This window comes from Micromonospora sp. DT46 (genome assembly GCF_049841735.1).
Taxonomy (GTDB): domain Bacteria; phylum Actinomycetota; class Actinomycetes; order Mycobacteriales; family Micromonosporaceae; genus Micromonospora; species Micromonospora reichwaldensis.
Window position 1 is genome coordinate 26425 of the sequence record NZ_JBNCKW010000010.1, and the last position, 15139, is coordinate 41563.

Genomic DNA, 15139 nt, shown 5'->3' on the forward strand with positions numbered 1-15139 from the left:
CGGCCCGTCAGTCGAGACGTCGCTCGACCGGCAGCCGGGACCGGGTGAAGAAGCCCGCGCCGAGCATCGCGACCAGCGGCACCACCACCAGGACGCCGAGCGTGGTCCAGGGGACCACCACCGGGTACGGCTCCGTGACCGGCCACAGGGCGGCGTACCGGCGGTTGAGGGCGGTCAGGATGATCGACGCGGAGCCGAGGCCGGCGACGATGCCGAGCGCGGAGCCCAGTACGGCGATCACCCCGGACTGACAGAGCGAGAGCAGCCGGCGCAGTCCCGGGCCGGCGCCGACCGCCGCGAGGGTGGACAGGTCGGCCCGCCCCTCGGCCGCCGCCAGCCCGGTGGCGATGGCGGCGGCGCCCAGGGTGATCACCCCGGCGGCGGCGGCCAGCAGGAGCAGCAGCGGCCGCCCCGCGTCGCCCTGCGTGCCCCGGTCGATCTCGACCTGCGCGTGCAGCGGACGTACGGCGGCGACGAACCGGTCCTGCCGGTCCTCGTCGGGCACGCCGTCGGCGGCGATCGCCCAACCGAGCGGGTGGACGTCGAGGCCGAGCCGCCCGGCGGCCGCCGGGGAGAGCAACAGCCGGTCCGCCCCCAGCGCGGTGGGCAGCGGATACCCGGCGACGGTGGTGACGGCCTGGGGGTCGGGCCGGGCCTGCCCGGCGCGGGTCACCCGCACGTCGACCCGCCCGTCGCGCACGTAGCGCGGATCGGTCACGACCGCGCCGCCGGCCCGCAGCACGGCGGTGGCGGCGGCGACGTCGGCGGGGGCGGCGCCGGTGAGCGCCGGCAGGGCCGTCCCGTCGTCCACCAGGACGTGGAAGTACCGGCCGAGGTGCTCCTCGGGTTCCGCGCAGCGGGCGTCGGCGCGGGCGCGGCGCTGCTGCTCCGGGCTGAGCCTGTCGCCCGGCGTCCACGGGCAGACGCGCTCGGCGGGCAGCACCGGCGAGACCACGCACAGGTCGGTGGCCGTCCCGCACCGGGGCTCCGCCAGCGGCGCCACCGTCCGGACCCCCAGGTGGGCGCGCGCGGCCTCGCTGACCCCGGGCAGGTCGGGCAGGGTTTCCCCGTCCGACCCGGTGACCAGCACCGTGGTGGCCGGCAGGGCCGGCAGGTACATCGTGGCCGACCGGGCGTCGTCGCTGGCCAGGTACACCCCGATGGCGACGCTGCCGGCGACCGCGGCCATCACGGCGGAGATCGCGGGCGCGGTCGACGACCGGTTGCGGCTGGCGTCGCGCAGCGCGATCCGGGGCGCCAGCGGCAGCGACCGCCCGAGGCGGGCGAGCAGGCCGACCAGCGTCGGGGTGGCGAAGACCAGGCCCAGCTCGCCGAGGACGAGGCCGGCCAGGATGACCGCCGGCGCCGTCCGGGCCGCCCCGAACGCGGCCACCGCGGCCCCGGCGGCGGCCAGGACCGCCCCGACTGTCAACCAGCGTCGCCGGTGCGCCGGCGGGGTGCGCCGGCCGGCCAGCCCCGCCACCACGTCCTGCCGGGCGGCCGTCCAGGCCGGGGCCAGCGCGGCCAGCACCCCGGCCAGCACCGCGACGGCGGCGATCGCCGCGAGCGCCTCCGGCCACCAGCGGTACGCGCCGAAGCGCGCGCCGAAGAGGTGCTGCTCCACCAGGGAGCGGCCGGCGAACGCGGCGGCGACGCCCAGCGCGACCCCGAGGGCGGCGCCGACGGCACCCAGCACCACGCCGTCGGCCAGCACGATGCGGCGCAGGTGGGCGTCGTCCCCGCCCGCCACGGCGACCAGCGCGAGGTCCCGGCGCCGCCGCCGTACGCCGACCGCGAAGGCCGGCCCGACGAGCAGCACCACCTCCAGCAGCCCCAGCCCGCCGACGAGCACCGAGACGCTCATCCCCTCCACGTCCATGGTGGAGCGGCCGTACGGCGCGAACGTGACGGTGTCCGACGCCGGGGCGGGGACCCGGGCGTGCACCACGACGCCGTGGGCGTTGAGCCGGCGGAACAGCTCCTCGTCGGGGTCGCCGGGCAGGTCGACCAGCCAGCTCGTGCCCGGCTCGGCCTCCATCCGTCCCTCCGACGGGTGCAGCGTCACCACCGGGCCCAGGTCGTCGGGGTACTCGGCCACCCCGACCACCCGCCAGGAGCGGGCGCCGTCGCCGGACGTGACGGTGTCGCCGAGGCGGGCGTCGAGGCGGCGCAGGGCCGCCGGGCTGACCGCGATCTCGTCCGGCCCGGCCGGCGCCCGCCCCGAGTGGAACCGGACCAGCCCCCGCCCGAGCGGGTCGGTGAGGTCCACGGCGCGGCCCGTGAGCGTGTTGTCGACCCGCTCGCCGACCAGAGCGTCGAACGACACCCAGCGGCGCAGCGGGACCACCCGGCTCCCGGCCGGCAGCAGGGCGGCCACCTGCCCGGCGGTGACGGGCCCGGCCGAGGGACCGTCGTCCGGGTCGGTACGCCAGGTCTCGGCCCAGGTGCTCTGCGCGAGGGGGGTCCGCGTCACCCAGTTCAGCTCCGCGTCGGCCGCGCCGAGTTGGCGGTCGGCCCGCTCCACCGGGGTCAGCTCGGACATCCGCCAGCTCACCGCGGTGAAGCTCAGCACCAGCACCGGCAGCGTGATCATCGCGAGCACCAGCGCCGTACGCCCCCGGGCCCGCCGGGCCTCCCGCCGGGCGATCCGCAGCGCGGCCCACCAGGAACCGGCGGCCCGGGCGAGCCGGCCGCCCCGGCTCGCGCTCACCGACCGCTGCCGCTCAGCAGCTGCTCCACGCTGCCCAGCGGGGCCGTCGTGTCGACAAGCACCCCGTCGCGCAGGAAGACCACCCGGTCGGCCCAGGCGGCGTGGCGCGCCTCGTGGGTGACCAGCACGGCGGCGGCCCCGGCGTCGACGCGCCGGCGCAGCAGGTGCAGCACCGCCTCACCGGTCTGCGAGTCCAGCGCGCCGGTCGGTTCGTCGGCGAGCACCAGCCGGCGCTCCCCGACGAGCGCGCGGGCGATGGCCACCCGCTGCTGCTGCCCGCCGGAGAGCTGGTCGGGGAACCGGTCGGCCAGCGCGGTCAGGCCCACCTCGGACAGCGCGTCCAGCGCCAGGCGGCGGGCCCGGCGTACGCCCGTGCCGTCGAGTTCGAGGGGGAGGGCGACGTTCTCCACGGCGCTGAGGCTGCCGAGCAGGTTGAGGTCCTGGAAGACGTAGCCGATGCGGCGGCGCCGCACCTGGGCCAGCCGCCGCCGGTCGAGGGCACCGAGCGGCTCGCCCTCGACGTACACCTCGCCCGCGGTCGGGCCGTCCAGCCCGCCGGCCAGGGCGAGCAGGGTCGACTTCCCCGAGCCGGACGGTCCCATCACGGCGACGAGTTCCCCCGCGCGCACGGCGAGGCTCACCCCGCGCAGCGCGTGCACGGCCGCCGCGCCGGCGCCGTGGGTGCGGTGCACGTCACGCACGTCCAGCACCGGCGTGGTCGGGCTCCCGTCCGCCGGCCGGTTCCCCGTGCTCACCGTCGCGCCTCCTCGTCCGCCCGGTCCACCGCCTCGGCAGGCGTCGTCGGGACGCGGCCGGGCTCCGCCGGACGGTAGCGCACGAGGCTGGTCTCGCAGTGGTCCAGCCAGCGCACCTCGGCCTCGGCCTGGAAGACCATGGCGTCCAGCACCAGCCGCCACGGCAGGTCCTCGGGGCGGTCGCTGGCGTACTTCAACCGGGTCAACTCCTGCAACGTCCGCATGGTCGCGCTGCGCTGGGTCTGCACGACCGACCGGACGTCCACCCCGGGGGTGGTCAGCGCGAGGGCGAGCTTGATCGCCAGCTCGTCGCGGGGCCGGTCGGTGCGGCTGATCGGCGTGGCGAACCACAGGGCCAGGTCCGTCCGCCCGGCGTCGGTGATCTCGTACGGGCGCTGCCCCGTCTCGCTCTCGGGCAGCGACCGGACCAGCCCGTCCCGCTCCAGCCGGGACAGGGTGGTGTAGACCTGACCGATGTTCAGCGGCCAGGTCGAGCCGGTCGACTCCTCGAACGCGGCGCGCAGCTGGTAGCCGTACATCTGGCCGCGTTCGAGCAGGGCGAGCAGCCCGTGACGGATGGACATGGCAACGGAGTATGCATACCTGGTATGCGACCCGCAACCGGAGCGGGCGTCGAGGGTCGGCCGGTCAGGCGGGTCGGCCCGGGAACGGCACCGTCAGCGGGGTGATCCCGGCCGTCCGTCGCCAGCGGGTGGCCCGTACGGCGTACTCGACCAGGGCGGCCAGGGCCCTGTCCCGGTCGGCGCCGCTGGTGGCCGGCACCACCGCCCGCCAGAACGCGGCCGTGCGCTCCTCCACCTCGGCGGCCAGCCGCAGCGCGCTCGCCCGGTCGGTGACCGGGAACGGCAGCGTGTAGCCGGCCCGGTCCGGCGGGACGTTCCCGCCACCGGCGCTCAACTGCACGATCAGGTCGTCGCGGCGGCGCCGGTGCGCGGCCTCCGCCTCCTTCGCGGCGGTCCGGGCGGCGCCGGTGAGGCGTACCCCGATGGGCCCGTACGCCCAGATCGCGGCGTACTCGGCGGAGAGCACCGCGCCCAGCGCCCCGGCCGGCCCCGGCGGTGTGGGCGCGGTCACCTCAGCACCTCCACGTGCGTGGCCCGGGCGGCGGCGATCGAGGCGAGCAGCGCGGCCCGCTCCGCCGGCGCCGCCGCGCAGGCCCGGGTCGCCGCCTCCTGGGCGGCGCGTTCGTCCTCGCGCAGCGCGGCCCGTGCCGCCGCCGGGCCGCCCGGCGCGGCGGGCGTGGCCGCGGCGGACGCCGAGGGCAGCGGTACGCCGATGAGCCGGGCGAGTTCGGCCGCGTGCGCGCGGTGCGCCTCGGCGATCGGCGTGAGCAGGCCGGCGAGCGCGGGGTGCGCGGCGGCGGCGTCCCGGTGCCCGGCGGCGAGCCGGAGCGCCTCGTCGAGCAGCGGCGTGAGCGGATCCGGCCCGGGGGTGGGGTCGTCGTCGCGGCTCAGGAGGCCGCAACCGGTCAGCGGCGCCGCCGCTCCGCCGAGCGCCAGGAGCACCCCGGCGCGCAGCACCTTTCGCCGGGAATGCCCGGTTGCCTCGCCGCGTCGTGTCGTTCTGCCCGTCGCCACCGGACAAGTCAACACCATCACCGGCCGTACGTGGGCGACCGGCGTCGGTGCGCCGCCCGGCCCGCCGCGCGGCAGGCGCGTTACGCTCTGCGCAGCCACCGGCGCGTCAGCTCCGGTGGCGTGCCGGCATGGCGGCCGACCGGGTGCCGTCGATCAGCAGGAGGGTGCGGAGATGACGCAGCGTGGCCGTGCCACGAGGTCGACGGGTCCGGCGGGGAGACCCCGACGCGCCGACGCCCCACGGGGCGGGGAGCGTGCCGGCGGCCCGCGCGGCGACCTCGCCGCCCGGCGGGCCCGGCTGCGTGAGGTGATCGAGCCGGTGGTCGCCGGCGCCGGTTACGACCTGGAGGAACTCTCCGTCTCCCGCGCCGGCCGGCGGCACGTGGTGCGGGTGATCGTGGACGCCGACGGCGGGATCAACCTGGATGCCGTCGCCGAGGTCTCCCGGGCCGTCTCCGCGGCCCTCGACGCGGCCGAGGAGGCCTCCGGCGACCTCGTCGCCGGGGAGTACCAGCTGGAGGTCAGCTCCCCCGGCGTGGACCGGCCGCTCACCCTGCCCCGGCACTGGCGGCGCAACGTCGGCCGGCTGGTGAAGGTGACCGCCCGCGGCGCGGGCGCCCCGTCCGGCCAACCCGCCGGGCAGCCCACCGGCGACCGGCAGGTCACCGGCCGGGTGGTCGAGGCCGACGACGAGCGCGTGGTGCTGGAGACCGACGCCGGCCGCGCCACGTGGACGTACGCAGAGCTCGGCCCCGGCCGGGTGCAGGTCGAGTTCCACCGCCTCGACGAGATCGAGGAGACGGACGGACCCGACGACATGGACGACACCGACGACTTCGACGACGAAGATGATGTGGAGGACGAGGAGAGGTGAACATCGACCTCGCGGCGCTGCGCGCACTCGAGCGCGAGCGGGAGATCCCGTTCGACACGATCCTCGCGGCGATCGAGACCGCGCTGCTGACCGCCTACCGGCACACCGAGGGGGCGGAGTCGCACGCCCGGGTGGAGATCGACCGCAAGTCCGGCGCGGCCCTGGTCTACGCGCAGGAGTTGGACGACGACGGCACCGTCGTACGGGAGTGGGACGACACCCCGCACGACTTCGGGCGGATCGCCGCCATGACCGCCAAGCAGGTCATCCTCCAGCGACTGCGGGAGGCCACCGACGAGGTGCACTTCGGCGAGTACGTGGGCCGCGAGGGTGACCTGGTCACCGGCGTGGTGCAGGCGCACGAGACGCGCACCGAGAAGGGCATCGTCAGCGTCGACCTCGGCAAGCTGGAGGGGGTCCTGCCGCAGTCCGAGCAGGTGCCCGGCGAGCGCTACGCGCACGGCGAGCGGATCCGCTGCGTGGTGGTGCACGTGGCCAAGGGGATGCGCGGGCCGCAGATCACCCTCTCCCGGTCGCACCCGGCGCTGGTCAAGAAGCTCTTCGCGCTCGAGGTGCCGGAGATCGCCGACGGCACGGTCGAGATCGGCGCGATCGCACGTGAGGCGGGTCACCGTACGAAGATCGCGGTCCGCTCCACCACCCAGGGGGTCAACCCCAAGGGCGCCTGTATCGGCCCGATGGGGCAGCGGGTACGGGCCGTCATGAGCGAACTGCACGGCGAGAAGATCGACATCATCGACTGGTCGGACGACCCGGCGACGTTCGTCGGCAACGCCCTGTCGCCGGCCAAGGCCCTGCGGGTCGAGGTGGTCGACCTGGCCACCCGCACCGCCCGGGTCACCGTCCCGGACTTCCAGCTCTCCCTCGCCATCGGCCGGGAGGGGCAGAACGCCCGACTTGCGGCCCGGTTGACCGGTTGGCGGATCGACATCCGGTCCGACGCCGAGCAGTCCGGTGCCGCCGGCCGGGGCGCAGCTGATCACGTCCCGGAGCCGGGCGGCGCGATCTCGGGCTCCTAGGGGTAGACTTTCTCCAGTGGTACGACGCGCGCTGCCGGAACGCACCTGTGTGGGTTGCCGGCGACGTGCGCCGGCCAGCGAATTGCTGCGGATCGTCGCGGTCGGCGACGAGGCTGGTCACAGCCTTCGGCCCGATCCGGCCCGCAGGCTGCCGGGTCGGGGAGCGAACATGCACCCGGATCCGGCCTGCTTCGCGCAAGCGGTGCGGCGACGCGCTTTCGGGCGTGCGCTGCGCCTCACCGGGGTCCCCGACCACGGTGAGCTTGCGGAGCACGTCGATGCGCCAACCACTACGTCCGGTCAGCCCGACCGGGCGAGGGTCGCTAGCAGGGTAGGACGACCGACATGAGCACACGATGAAGTCCCTGAAATGACCAGGCTTCAAGTGCACGAGTGAGGTCGCTGCGGGTGCTGCCCGCACGACCTCGGAGTGAGGAGTGCAGTGGCAGGTAAGGCCCGCGTACACGAGCTTGCAAAAGAGCTCGGGGTCGAAAGCAAGACCGTTCTCGCCAAGCTCAAGGAGATGGGCGAGTTCGTGAAGTCCGCGTCCAGCACCGTCGAGGCGCCCGTCGCCCGACGGCTGCGTAGCGCATTCGTCGCCGGCGCCGGTTCTCCGGCACCAGCCGCCCCACCGGCGGCCGCCCCGGCGCCGACCCCGACCCCGACCTCGACGCCCTCCCCGGCCCCCGGTGGGCCCCGGGTCTCGGCCAAGCCGATGCCGCCCCGGCGGCCGGCCGCGCCGGCGCCCGGTCCCAAGCCCAAGGGCCCGGTGCCCGGTCCGCCGCAGCCCGCGGCCCCGGTCGCCAAGCCGGCGAGTGCCCACGACATCGAGGTGGCGGCCGCCGAGGCGCGTGCCGCCGCGCTGAAGGCTGAGCAGGAGGCGGCGGTCAAGGCCGCCCAGGCCGCTCGGCAGCAGCAGCGTGAGAACGTCCGCCGGGAGCCCCCGGCGGACGGTGGCAACCGTCCCGGTCCCCGACCGGGGCCGGGTGCCATGCCGCCCCGCCCGGGTTCCCCGGCCGCCGGTCGTCCCGGCACGCCGGCACCGGGTCCGGGTGGTCGTCCGGGCGGGCGTCCGCCGGCGCGCGGCGCCGGTAACAACCCGTTCGGCATCCAGGGCAGCCAGCAGCAGCAGCGGCCTCCGGCCGCCGGTCCGGGTGGCCCCCGGCCCAGCCCGGCCGGCATGCCGCCGCGTCCGAGCCCGGCCTCCATGCCGCCCCGTCCGAGCCCGGCCTCCATGCCGAGCCAGCGTCCCGCTACCGGTCGCCCCGGCCCCGGTGGCGCCGGTCGCGGTCCCGGTGGCGGCGCGGGTCGTCCCGGTGGCGGCGGCGGTGGCGGTGGCTTCCGCGGCGGTCCCGGTGGCGGCGGCGGTGGCGGTGGCTTCCGCGGCGGTCCCGGTGGCGGCGGCGGTGGCGGTGGCTACCGTGGCGGTCCCGGTGGCGGCGGCGGTGCGCCGGGCGGCGGTTTCCGTCCGGGTGCTCCGGCCGGCGGCGGCGGTCGTCCGGGTGGTGGCGGTCGTGGCCGTGGCGGCGGCGCCGCGGGTGCCTTCGGGCGTCCGGGTGGCCGGCCGACGCGCGGTCGCAAGTCCAAGAAGCAGCGCAGACAGGAGTTCGACAACCTGTCGGCCCCGACCATGAGCTCGGGTGCCCCCCGGGGTCAGGGTCAGGTCGTCCGGCTCTCCCGTGGCGCCTCGCTGTCGGACTTCGCCGACAAGATCAACGCCAACCCGGGTTCGCTGGTCCAGGAGATGTTCAACCTGGGCGAGATGGTCACGGCGACCCAGTCGTGCTCCGACGACACCCTGCTCCTGCTGGGTGAGCACCTCGGCTTCAACGTGCAGATCGTCAGCCCGGAGGACGAGGACCGCGAGCTGCTCGCGCAGTTCAACATCGACCTCGACGCCGAGGTCGCGGAGGACCGCCTGGTCGACCGTGCGCCGGTCGTGACCGTCATGGGTCACGTCGACCACGGTAAGACCAAGCTGCTCGACGCGATCCGCAAGGCGAACGTCGTGGCCGGCGAGGCGGGTGGCATCACCCAGCACATCGGTGCCTACCAGGTCCACGTGCCGCACGAGGGCGAGGACCGCGCGGTGACCTTCATCGACACCCCGGGTCACGAGGCGTTCACCGCCATGCGTGCCCGTGGTGCCCAGGTCACCGACATCGTGGTGCTCGTCGTCGCGGCCGACGACGGTGTCATGCCGCAGACGATCGAGGCGTTGAACCACGCCAAGGCGGCCGACGTGCCGATCGTGGTGGCGGTCAACAAGGTCGACAAGCCGGAGGCGAACCCGGACAAGGTCCGCCAGCAGCTGACCGAGTACGGCCTCGTCGCCGAGGAGTACGGCGGCGACACCATGTTCGTCAACGTGGCGGCGAAGCCGGGCATCGGCATCGACGAGCTGCTCGAGGCGGTCCTGCTGACCGCCGACGCGTCGCTGGAGCTGACCGCTCCGATCGACGGGCCGGCGCAGGGTGTGGCCATCGAGGCGCACCTGGACAAGGGCCGCGGTGCGGTGGCGACGGTGCTGGTGCAGAAGGGCACCCTGCGGGCGGGCGACTCCATCGTCGCCGGTGGGGCGCACGGCCGGGTCCGGGCGATGCTCGACGAGAACGGCAACCAGGTCGCCGAGGCAGGTCCGGCCCGTCCGGTCCTGGTGCTCGGTCTGACCGCGGTGCCCGGTGCCGGCGACACGTTCCTGGCGGCCGAGGACGACCGCACGGTGCGCCAGATCGCCGAGCAGCGGCAGGCACGGCGGCGGGCGGCGTCGTTCGCCAACTCCCGCGGCCGGGCCACTCTCGAGACGCTCATGGAGCAGCTCAAGGAGGGCGAGAAGACCTCGCTCAACCTGGTGCTCAAGGGCGACGTCTCCGGTTCCGTGGAGGCCCTCGAGGACGCGCTGTTCAACCTCGACATCCCGGAGGAGGTCCAGCTCAGGATCATCCACCGGGGCGTGGGCGCGATCACCGAGAGCGACGTCATGCTCGCGAGCGCGTCGTCCGAACCGGTCACGATCATCGGTTTCAACGTGCGGGCCGCCAACAAGGTCCGCGAGATCGCCGACCGCGAGGCTGTGGAGATCCGGTACTACACCGTGATCTACCAGGCCATCGAGGAGATCGAGGCCGCGCTCAAGGGCCTGCTCAAGCCGGAGTACGAGGAGGTCGAGCTGGGCACCGCGGAGATCCGCGACGTCTTCCGCTCGTCCAAGATCGGCAACATCTCCGGTTGCATCGTCCGGTCGGGCATCATCCGGCGCAACGCCAAGGCACGCCTGCTGCGGGACGGGTCGGTGGTGGCGGACAACCTCACCGTCAGCTCGCTCAAGCGGTTCAAGGACGACGCCACGGAGGTGCGCGAGGGCTTCGAGTGTGGTCTGACCCTGGGTGGTTACAACAACGTCCAGGTCGGCGACGTCATCGAGACCTTCGAGATGCGGGAGAAGGTTCGCGCCTGATCCGCTGAACCACTGATCAAGGGGTTTGCGCCGAAAGGCGTAAACCCCTTGATCATGTGGGGGGTCGTGCGGGTATCGTCCGGGGCGATGTTCACCGGAACCGCGGTCTTCGACCTGCTGCTGCCGGGCGACTCCCGGTCGCTCAAGGCCAAGAGATCATATGTACGGCCGATCGTGGCGGCGCTGCGCCGTTTCGAGGTGTCGGCCGCCGAAGTCGGAGCGCTCGACCTGCACGGTCGGGCCGAGATCGCCGTGGCCGTGGTGGCCGCCGAGGCGTCGCACGTCCGCGAGGTGCTGGACTCCTGCGAGCGCCTGGTGGCCGGCCGGCCGGAGACCGAGTTGCTCTCGGTGCGCCGGCGGCTGCACGGCGAAGAGGACTGACCCGGCGGCACCTGTCCGCCGGGTGGCCGGGACGGTGCCGGCGGCGCGCGGTGCGGGTGGCCGCGCGGGTAGTGTTTCGAGTTGTTGGGCCGTCGGCTCCGGGGCGCTCCGCGTCGCCGGGCGGCGGCCGGGAGCGGTACGCCGTGGAGGTGGCGAAGATGTCGGATCCGGCCAAGGTACGCCGGCACGCGGAGCGGGTGCGTGAACTGGTGGCGTCGGTGGTGCGCAGCCAGATCAAGGATCCCCGGCTCGGCATGATCACCATCACCGACGCCCGGATCACCGCCGACCTGCGCGACGCGACCGTCTTCTACACGGTGCTCGGCGACGCGGCGGCCCAGGCGGGCACGGCGGCGGCGCTGGAGAGCGCCAAGGGCATGCTGCGCAGCACCGTCGGCAAGGCGCTCGGGCTGCGGCACTCGCCGACGCTGACCTTCGTCCTGGACGACGTGCAGGATCAGGTCAAGCACATCGACGACCTGCTCGCCCAGGCCCGCAACGCCGACGCCGAGGTGCAGCGCATCGCCGCCCGGGCCGAGTACGCGGGCGAGCCCCAGCCGTACCGGCTGGACGAGGACGAGGACGAGGACGCCGACGAGGCGCGCGACGCCGACGAGGACGCCGAGGAGACCCCGCCCCGGGGCGGGGACCCGCGGTGACCGAGCCCTCCGGCGGCACGACCGGTGGCGCCCTCGCCGAGGTGCCACCACCGGTCGACTCCGGCCCGACCGAGGCGGATTGGGCCGCCGGCGTCGCGGCCGTACGGGATCTGCCGCCGGACGGGCGGGTGCTGCTGATCTGCCACGTCAACCCGGACGGGGACGCGCTGGGCAGCATGCTCGGCTTCGGGCTCGGGCTGCGTCGGCTGGGTGTGCGGCGGATGCAGGCGACCTTCCCCGGCCCGCCGGAGGTGCCGGAACCGTTCCGGGGGCTGCCCGGGCTCGACCTGCTGGTGCCGGCGACGGAGGCGTACCCGGACCCGGACCTGGTGATCTGCTTCGACGCGGCCAGCGAGTCGCGCCTCGGCGACCTGGTCGACCGGCTGGAGACCGCCGGCGCCGCGCTGGTGCTCGACCACCACGCGTCGAACACCCGCTTCGGCCGGATCAACCTGGTGGACCCGCACGCGGCGGCCACCTCGGTGGTCGCCGAGGGGCTGCTCGCCCGGCTCGGCGTCCCGCTGGACGCCGGGATCGCGGAGTGTCTCTACGTCGCCCTGAGCACCGACACCGGCTCGTTCCGGTTCGAGGCGACCACCCCGGCGGTGCACCAGCTGGCGTCCCGCCTGCTGGCGACCGGCATCCGGCCCGGTGACATCTCCCGCCGGGTCTTCGACACCCGGCCGTTCGGCGCCGTCCGCCTCTTCGGCGAGGTGCTCGGCCGGGCCCGTCTGGAACCCGCCGGGGCCGCCGGGCACGGTCTGGTGTGGACGTACGCGACCCAGGACGACCTGGCCCGTCACGACCAGCGCCCGTACGTGCTGGAGGCGCTGATCGACTCGGTCCGGTGCACCGCCGAGGCCGACGTGAGCTGCGTGGTCAAGCAGACGCCGACCGGCGACTGGGCGGTGTCGATGCGCAGCAAGGGTGCGGTCGACGTCAGTCGGGTGGCGGTCGCGCTGGGCGGCGGTGGGCACCGCTTCGCCGCCGGCTTCACCGGTTCGGGGACGGTCGACGAGGTCGTCGACCGGATCCGCGCGGAGCTCGACGGCGCGCTGACCGGCCCCGGCCGGCTCTGATCGGAAGGGCCCGGCACTCCGAAGATCAGGGAGAGCTCGGGGAGTGTCCGTCTTCCCGGTTGCGGCGAGTACGGGGAGAATCGCGGGATGGAACAGCCCCACGACCTCACCGTCGAGGCGCCCCGCGCCTGGGACCGTCCCGCCGTCACCGTGCCGGTGCTCGTCTGCCTCTCGCTGGTCGGCGGCCGGTTCCCGTCCTTCTCGACCGAGGCCAATCTCTGGACCCTCGGCACCGGCGGGGTGCTGATCTGGTTGGGCCTGAGCAACCGGGTGCCCCGGCGGCCCGCGCCACGCCGGCTGGGCACCCCGGCGGCCTGGTGGGCTCTGCCGGTGGTGGTCTTCGGGGTCTTCGAGGGGACCACGTTCGTGCTGGCGGCGGGGGACGACTTTCCCACCTTCTCGCGGCTGGCCGATCCGCTGCTGGAGGACCAGCTGGTCCGCTCGGCGGTCTGGCTGGGCTGGCTGTCGGCGTTCTGGGGGCTGGTGCGGCGATGATGCGGATGCTGGCCATCGGGGGCTTCCTGGTTTCCCTGGTGCTCTTCGCCGCCGTCGAGTGGGCGGCCCGCCGCGAGGGCTCGCGGATCCCCACGATCGGCGAGGTCTGCGCCTACGTGATGCGCTACGAGGTGGGCCCGGTGCCGGTCGGCCGGATCGGCCTGTTCGGCTTCTGGTGGTGGCTGGGCTGGCACTTCCTGGCCCGCTGACCGCGCCACCGCATCCCGTCGGGGACCCGTGACGCGCGCCGGCTCCGGACGAACGTGAGTCCAAATCGCGGGAACACCGGGCAGCATGTGGAACTGAACGATAGCTTGGGAATCGGCCGGCGTCGTGTGGCGGCGCTGGCCGTGGGCGGTGTCGCCGCACCCGGTGGCGCCTCCCTCCAGGGTCGGACCGACCCGGGCTCTCGCTGCCCACAGCCGCTCCGGTGACCCCGGACCGCTGCCGGGCGCGCAGCACGACCGCCCGTGAGGGCTGCCGCCGGTCGGCGGCCCACGCCCTGGAAGGGGACCACCATGCCGAGCAAGCCCAAGCCGCAGACCACCGACGAGGCCCGCGAGCAGATGCGCCGCGCGCTGCAGACCTCCATGGACACCCGTCAGTGACCGACGCCGACCGGCGGTGACGCCGCCGGCGTCCCGCGCCGACAGCGTCACCGCCCATCCGGCCCCGGTCGCGGCCGTCCGCCGCCCCCGGCCCGCGAGCGGCTTCCCGCCCGCAACGGTAGGTCGGACAACTACGCCGGTGCGCCCGCCGCCCGTCGGCCCCGGAATCGCGCAGCTCGGCCGTCACGGTCCCCGCGTGCGCCGGATCCCGGTCGTCGGCAGCGCGGGCGCCGGTAGGAGCACCCTGTCCCGCGAGGTCGCCCGCCGGCTCGGCCTGCCACTGATCCACCAGGACCGGCAGTACCGGCAGCCCGGCTGGCTTCCACAGATCCACCAGAACCGGCAGTGCTGGCAACCCGGCTGGGTGGCCCCGGGCGACGCCCGCTGGCGGGCCACGGTCGCCGAACCCGCCGACCGGCCGGCGTAGGTGCTGGACGGCGGCCACGAGGCACGCCCGGACTCCGACTGCCCCGTGCCGACCCGCTCGTCTTTCGCGACCTCGGCCGGCTGCTCTGCCTCGGCCGGCTGCTCTGCCGCCGCCGGGCGCACCGCGCCACGGGCCGTCCCGACCGCCCGCAGGCTGGCCGGAGACGACCGACGTCGAGTTCCTCCGGTACGTGTGGCGCTGTCCCCGCCGGTCCCGTCCGCGGCTGCTCACCGCGATCGCCACACACTCGCCGGCGCTCCCGGCTCCGCACCCGCGCCGAGGCGCGCCCGCTGGCTCGACCCCCTACCCCCGGCCTGAGCGTCCGCGTCTCCGGCTTGGTCGTCCAGTCTCCCGGCCCGAGCGTCCGCGTCTCCGGCCCGGCGTCAGTCGCAGAGCTGTGCGCGCAGCGTGTCGTGGGCCCACTGTTGCCAGCGTTCCGGCGTCCATCCCCGGTCGCGGACGAAGAGGAGATACAGCTCGGGACTCAGCAGCCCGAAGAGCACGTCGGCGGCGTCCTCGACGGAGAGCCGCGCCCGGGCTCCGGGTTTGGCCAGGAGGCTGCGCGCCGCGGCGGTCTGGACCTCGAGGCGCGGATCGCTGTCCTGCTGCCACAGGCCGGCCAGGCTCGGGTCCTGCCCGCCGGCGGCACGCAGGACGTCCATGATCGGCGCGACCCGCTGGAGCACCTCGCAGGTGCCGCGCACGTGCGCCCGTAGCTGCGCCTCTGCGGTGTCGGCCGCGACGGCGTCGAGGAACCAGGCTCGCTGCAACGTGGGAACCGGTTCGTCGTCGCCGGCGATGGTGACGTCGACCAGTTCCTTGAGCAGCGAGGGCTTGTTGCCGAAGGCGAAGTAGATGGTCTGCACGGAGACGCCGGCGCGCTCGGCGACGCCCTGCAGGGTCGTCGCCCCGTAACCCTGGTCGACGAACAGTTCGTACGCCGCCTGGAGGATCCGTCGCCGGGTCTGCCGCGACCGCTCGCCCTTCTTGCCGGCGCTCTTGACCAGTTGCATGGCCTTACTGTAACACTAGAGTCGCACTCTAAAAACCAGCTCT

At 74.9% G+C, this 15139-nt stretch carries 16 protein-coding genes; 10 read left to right on the forward strand and 6 right to left on the reverse strand.

Translation table 11 applies throughout. The features are described 5' to 3' along the window. Positions 1-7: 7 nt before the first annotated feature. From ACLQ20_RS25720 to ACLQ20_RS25740, 5 genes are all read right to left on the reverse strand, one after another. Positions 8-2710, reverse strand: coding sequence for an FtsX-like permease family protein (locus tag ACLQ20_RS25720; RefSeq protein WP_425857923.1), 2703 nt, complete (start codon positions 2708-2710; stop codon positions 8-10). Then, entirely contained in the window at positions 2707-3465 is a 759-nt protein-coding gene (locus ACLQ20_RS25725; protein ID WP_192581482.1) for an ABC transporter ATP-binding protein, read from the reverse strand. The genes ACLQ20_RS25720 and ACLQ20_RS25725 overlap by 4 nt, the downstream gene beginning before the upstream one ends. Beyond that, positions 3462-4049, reverse strand: a complete 588-nt coding sequence (locus ACLQ20_RS25730) for a PadR family transcriptional regulator (RefSeq protein ID WP_151455950.1) — start codon at positions 4047-4049, stop codon at positions 3462-3464. The genes ACLQ20_RS25725 and ACLQ20_RS25730 overlap by 4 nt, the downstream gene beginning before the upstream one ends. A 64-nt stretch (positions 4050-4113) precedes the next feature. Continuing rightward, positions 4114-4560, reverse strand: a complete 447-nt coding sequence (locus ACLQ20_RS25735) for a ferritin-like domain-containing protein (RefSeq protein WP_151455949.1) — start codon at positions 4558-4560, stop codon at positions 4114-4116. Beyond that, positions 4557-5006: a hypothetical protein gene (locus tag ACLQ20_RS25740; protein WP_151455957.1), complete on the reverse strand. Its 450-nt coding sequence runs from the start codon at positions 5004-5006 to the stop codon at positions 4557-4559. Before ACLQ20_RS25740 ends, ACLQ20_RS25735 begins: the two co-directional genes overlap by 4 nt. A gap of 229 nt (positions 5007-5235) precedes the next feature. On the opposite strand from ACLQ20_RS25740, the gene rimP reads away from it, so the two are divergent. The 10 genes from rimP (at position 5236) to ACLQ20_RS25790 (ending at position 14083) form a co-directional block, all read left to right on the forward strand. Further along, a complete protein-coding gene (rimP, locus tag ACLQ20_RS25745; RefSeq protein ID WP_151455948.1) occupies positions 5236-5937 on the forward strand; it encodes a ribosome maturation factor RimP in 702 nt (233 codons plus the stop codon). Beyond that, on the forward strand, positions 5934-6977 hold the full coding sequence (nusA, locus tag ACLQ20_RS25750; protein WP_358117128.1) for a transcription termination factor NusA: 1044 nt from the start codon (positions 5934-5936) through the stop codon (positions 6975-6977). The genes rimP and nusA overlap by 4 nt, the downstream gene beginning before the upstream one ends. A gap of 16 nt (positions 6978-6993) precedes the next feature. Further along, positions 6994-7326 carry a YlxR family protein gene (locus ACLQ20_RS25755; RefSeq protein WP_132232814.1) on the forward strand — a complete coding sequence of 111 codons (333 nt, stop codon included), beginning with the start codon at positions 6994-6996 and terminating at the stop codon, positions 7324-7326. A gap of 93 nt (positions 7327-7419) precedes the next feature. Further along, positions 7420-10434 carry a translation initiation factor IF-2 gene (gene infB, locus ACLQ20_RS25760; RefSeq protein WP_327030808.1) on the forward strand — a complete coding sequence of 1005 codons (3015 nt, stop codon included), beginning with the start codon at positions 7420-7422 and terminating at the stop codon, positions 10432-10434. A gap of 87 nt (positions 10435-10521) precedes the next feature. Next, positions 10522-10815: a DUF503 domain-containing protein gene (locus ACLQ20_RS25765; protein WP_091620728.1), complete on the forward strand. Its 294-nt coding sequence runs from the start codon at positions 10522-10524 to the stop codon at positions 10813-10815. A gap of 158 nt (positions 10816-10973) precedes the next feature. Beyond that, on the forward strand, positions 10974-11474 hold the full coding sequence (gene rbfA, locus ACLQ20_RS25770) for a 30S ribosome-binding factor RbfA (RefSeq protein WP_358117123.1): 501 nt from the start codon (positions 10974-10976) through the stop codon (positions 11472-11474). After that, the gene (locus ACLQ20_RS25775; protein ID WP_425857924.1) at positions 11471-12553 is read left to right on the forward strand and encodes a DHH family phosphoesterase; all 1083 of its coding nucleotides are present in this window, start codon (positions 11471-11473) and stop codon (positions 12551-12553) included. The genes rbfA and ACLQ20_RS25775 overlap by 4 nt, the downstream gene beginning before the upstream one ends. Positions 12554-12640: 87 nt before the next feature. Continuing rightward, on the forward strand, positions 12641-13048 hold the full coding sequence (locus tag ACLQ20_RS25780; protein WP_132232822.1) for a hypothetical protein: 408 nt from the start codon (positions 12641-12643) through the stop codon (positions 13046-13048). After that, entirely contained in the window at positions 13048-13257 is a 210-nt protein-coding gene (locus ACLQ20_RS25785) for a DUF6186 family protein (RefSeq protein ID WP_192581395.1), read from the forward strand. The genes ACLQ20_RS25780 and ACLQ20_RS25785 overlap by 1 nt, the downstream gene beginning before the upstream one ends. 595 nt (positions 13258-13852) lie before the next feature. Then, positions 13853-14083, forward strand: coding sequence for a hypothetical protein (locus ACLQ20_RS25790; protein WP_327030811.1), 231 nt, complete (start codon positions 13853-13855; stop codon positions 14081-14083). A gap of 383 nt (positions 14084-14466) precedes the next feature. Here ACLQ20_RS25790 and ACLQ20_RS25795 read toward each other — a convergent pair whose 3' ends face one another. Further along, entirely contained in the window at positions 14467-15096 is a 630-nt protein-coding gene (locus tag ACLQ20_RS25795; protein ID WP_151454673.1) for a TetR/AcrR family transcriptional regulator, read from the reverse strand. Positions 15097-15139 lie beyond the last annotated feature (43 nt).

Coding starts and splice junctions, on each gene's coding strand:
- ACLQ20_RS25730 (WP_151455950.1), bottom strand. CDS start 4,049: ATGTCCATCCGTCACGGGCTGCTCGCCCTGCTCGAACGCGGCCAGATG.
- rimP (WP_151455948.1), top strand. CDS start 5,236: ATGACGCAGCGTGGCCGTGCCACGAGGTCGACGGGTCCGGCGGGGAGA.
- ACLQ20_RS25765 (WP_091620728.1), top strand. CDS start 10,522: ATGTTCACCGGAACCGCGGTCTTCGACCTGCTGCTGCCGGGCGACTCC.
- rbfA (WP_358117123.1), top strand. CDS start 10,974: ATGTCGGATCCGGCCAAGGTACGCCGGCACGCGGAGCGGGTGCGTGAA.
- ACLQ20_RS25780 (WP_132232822.1), top strand. CDS start 12,641: ATGGAACAGCCCCACGACCTCACCGTCGAGGCGCCCCGCGCCTGGGAC.
- ACLQ20_RS25785 (WP_192581395.1), top strand. CDS start 13,048: ATGCGGATGCTGGCCATCGGGGGCTTCCTGGTTTCCCTGGTGCTCTTC.
- ACLQ20_RS25795 (WP_151454673.1), bottom strand. CDS start 15,096: ATGCAACTGGTCAAGAGCGCCGGCAAGAAGGGCGAGCGGTCGCGGCAG.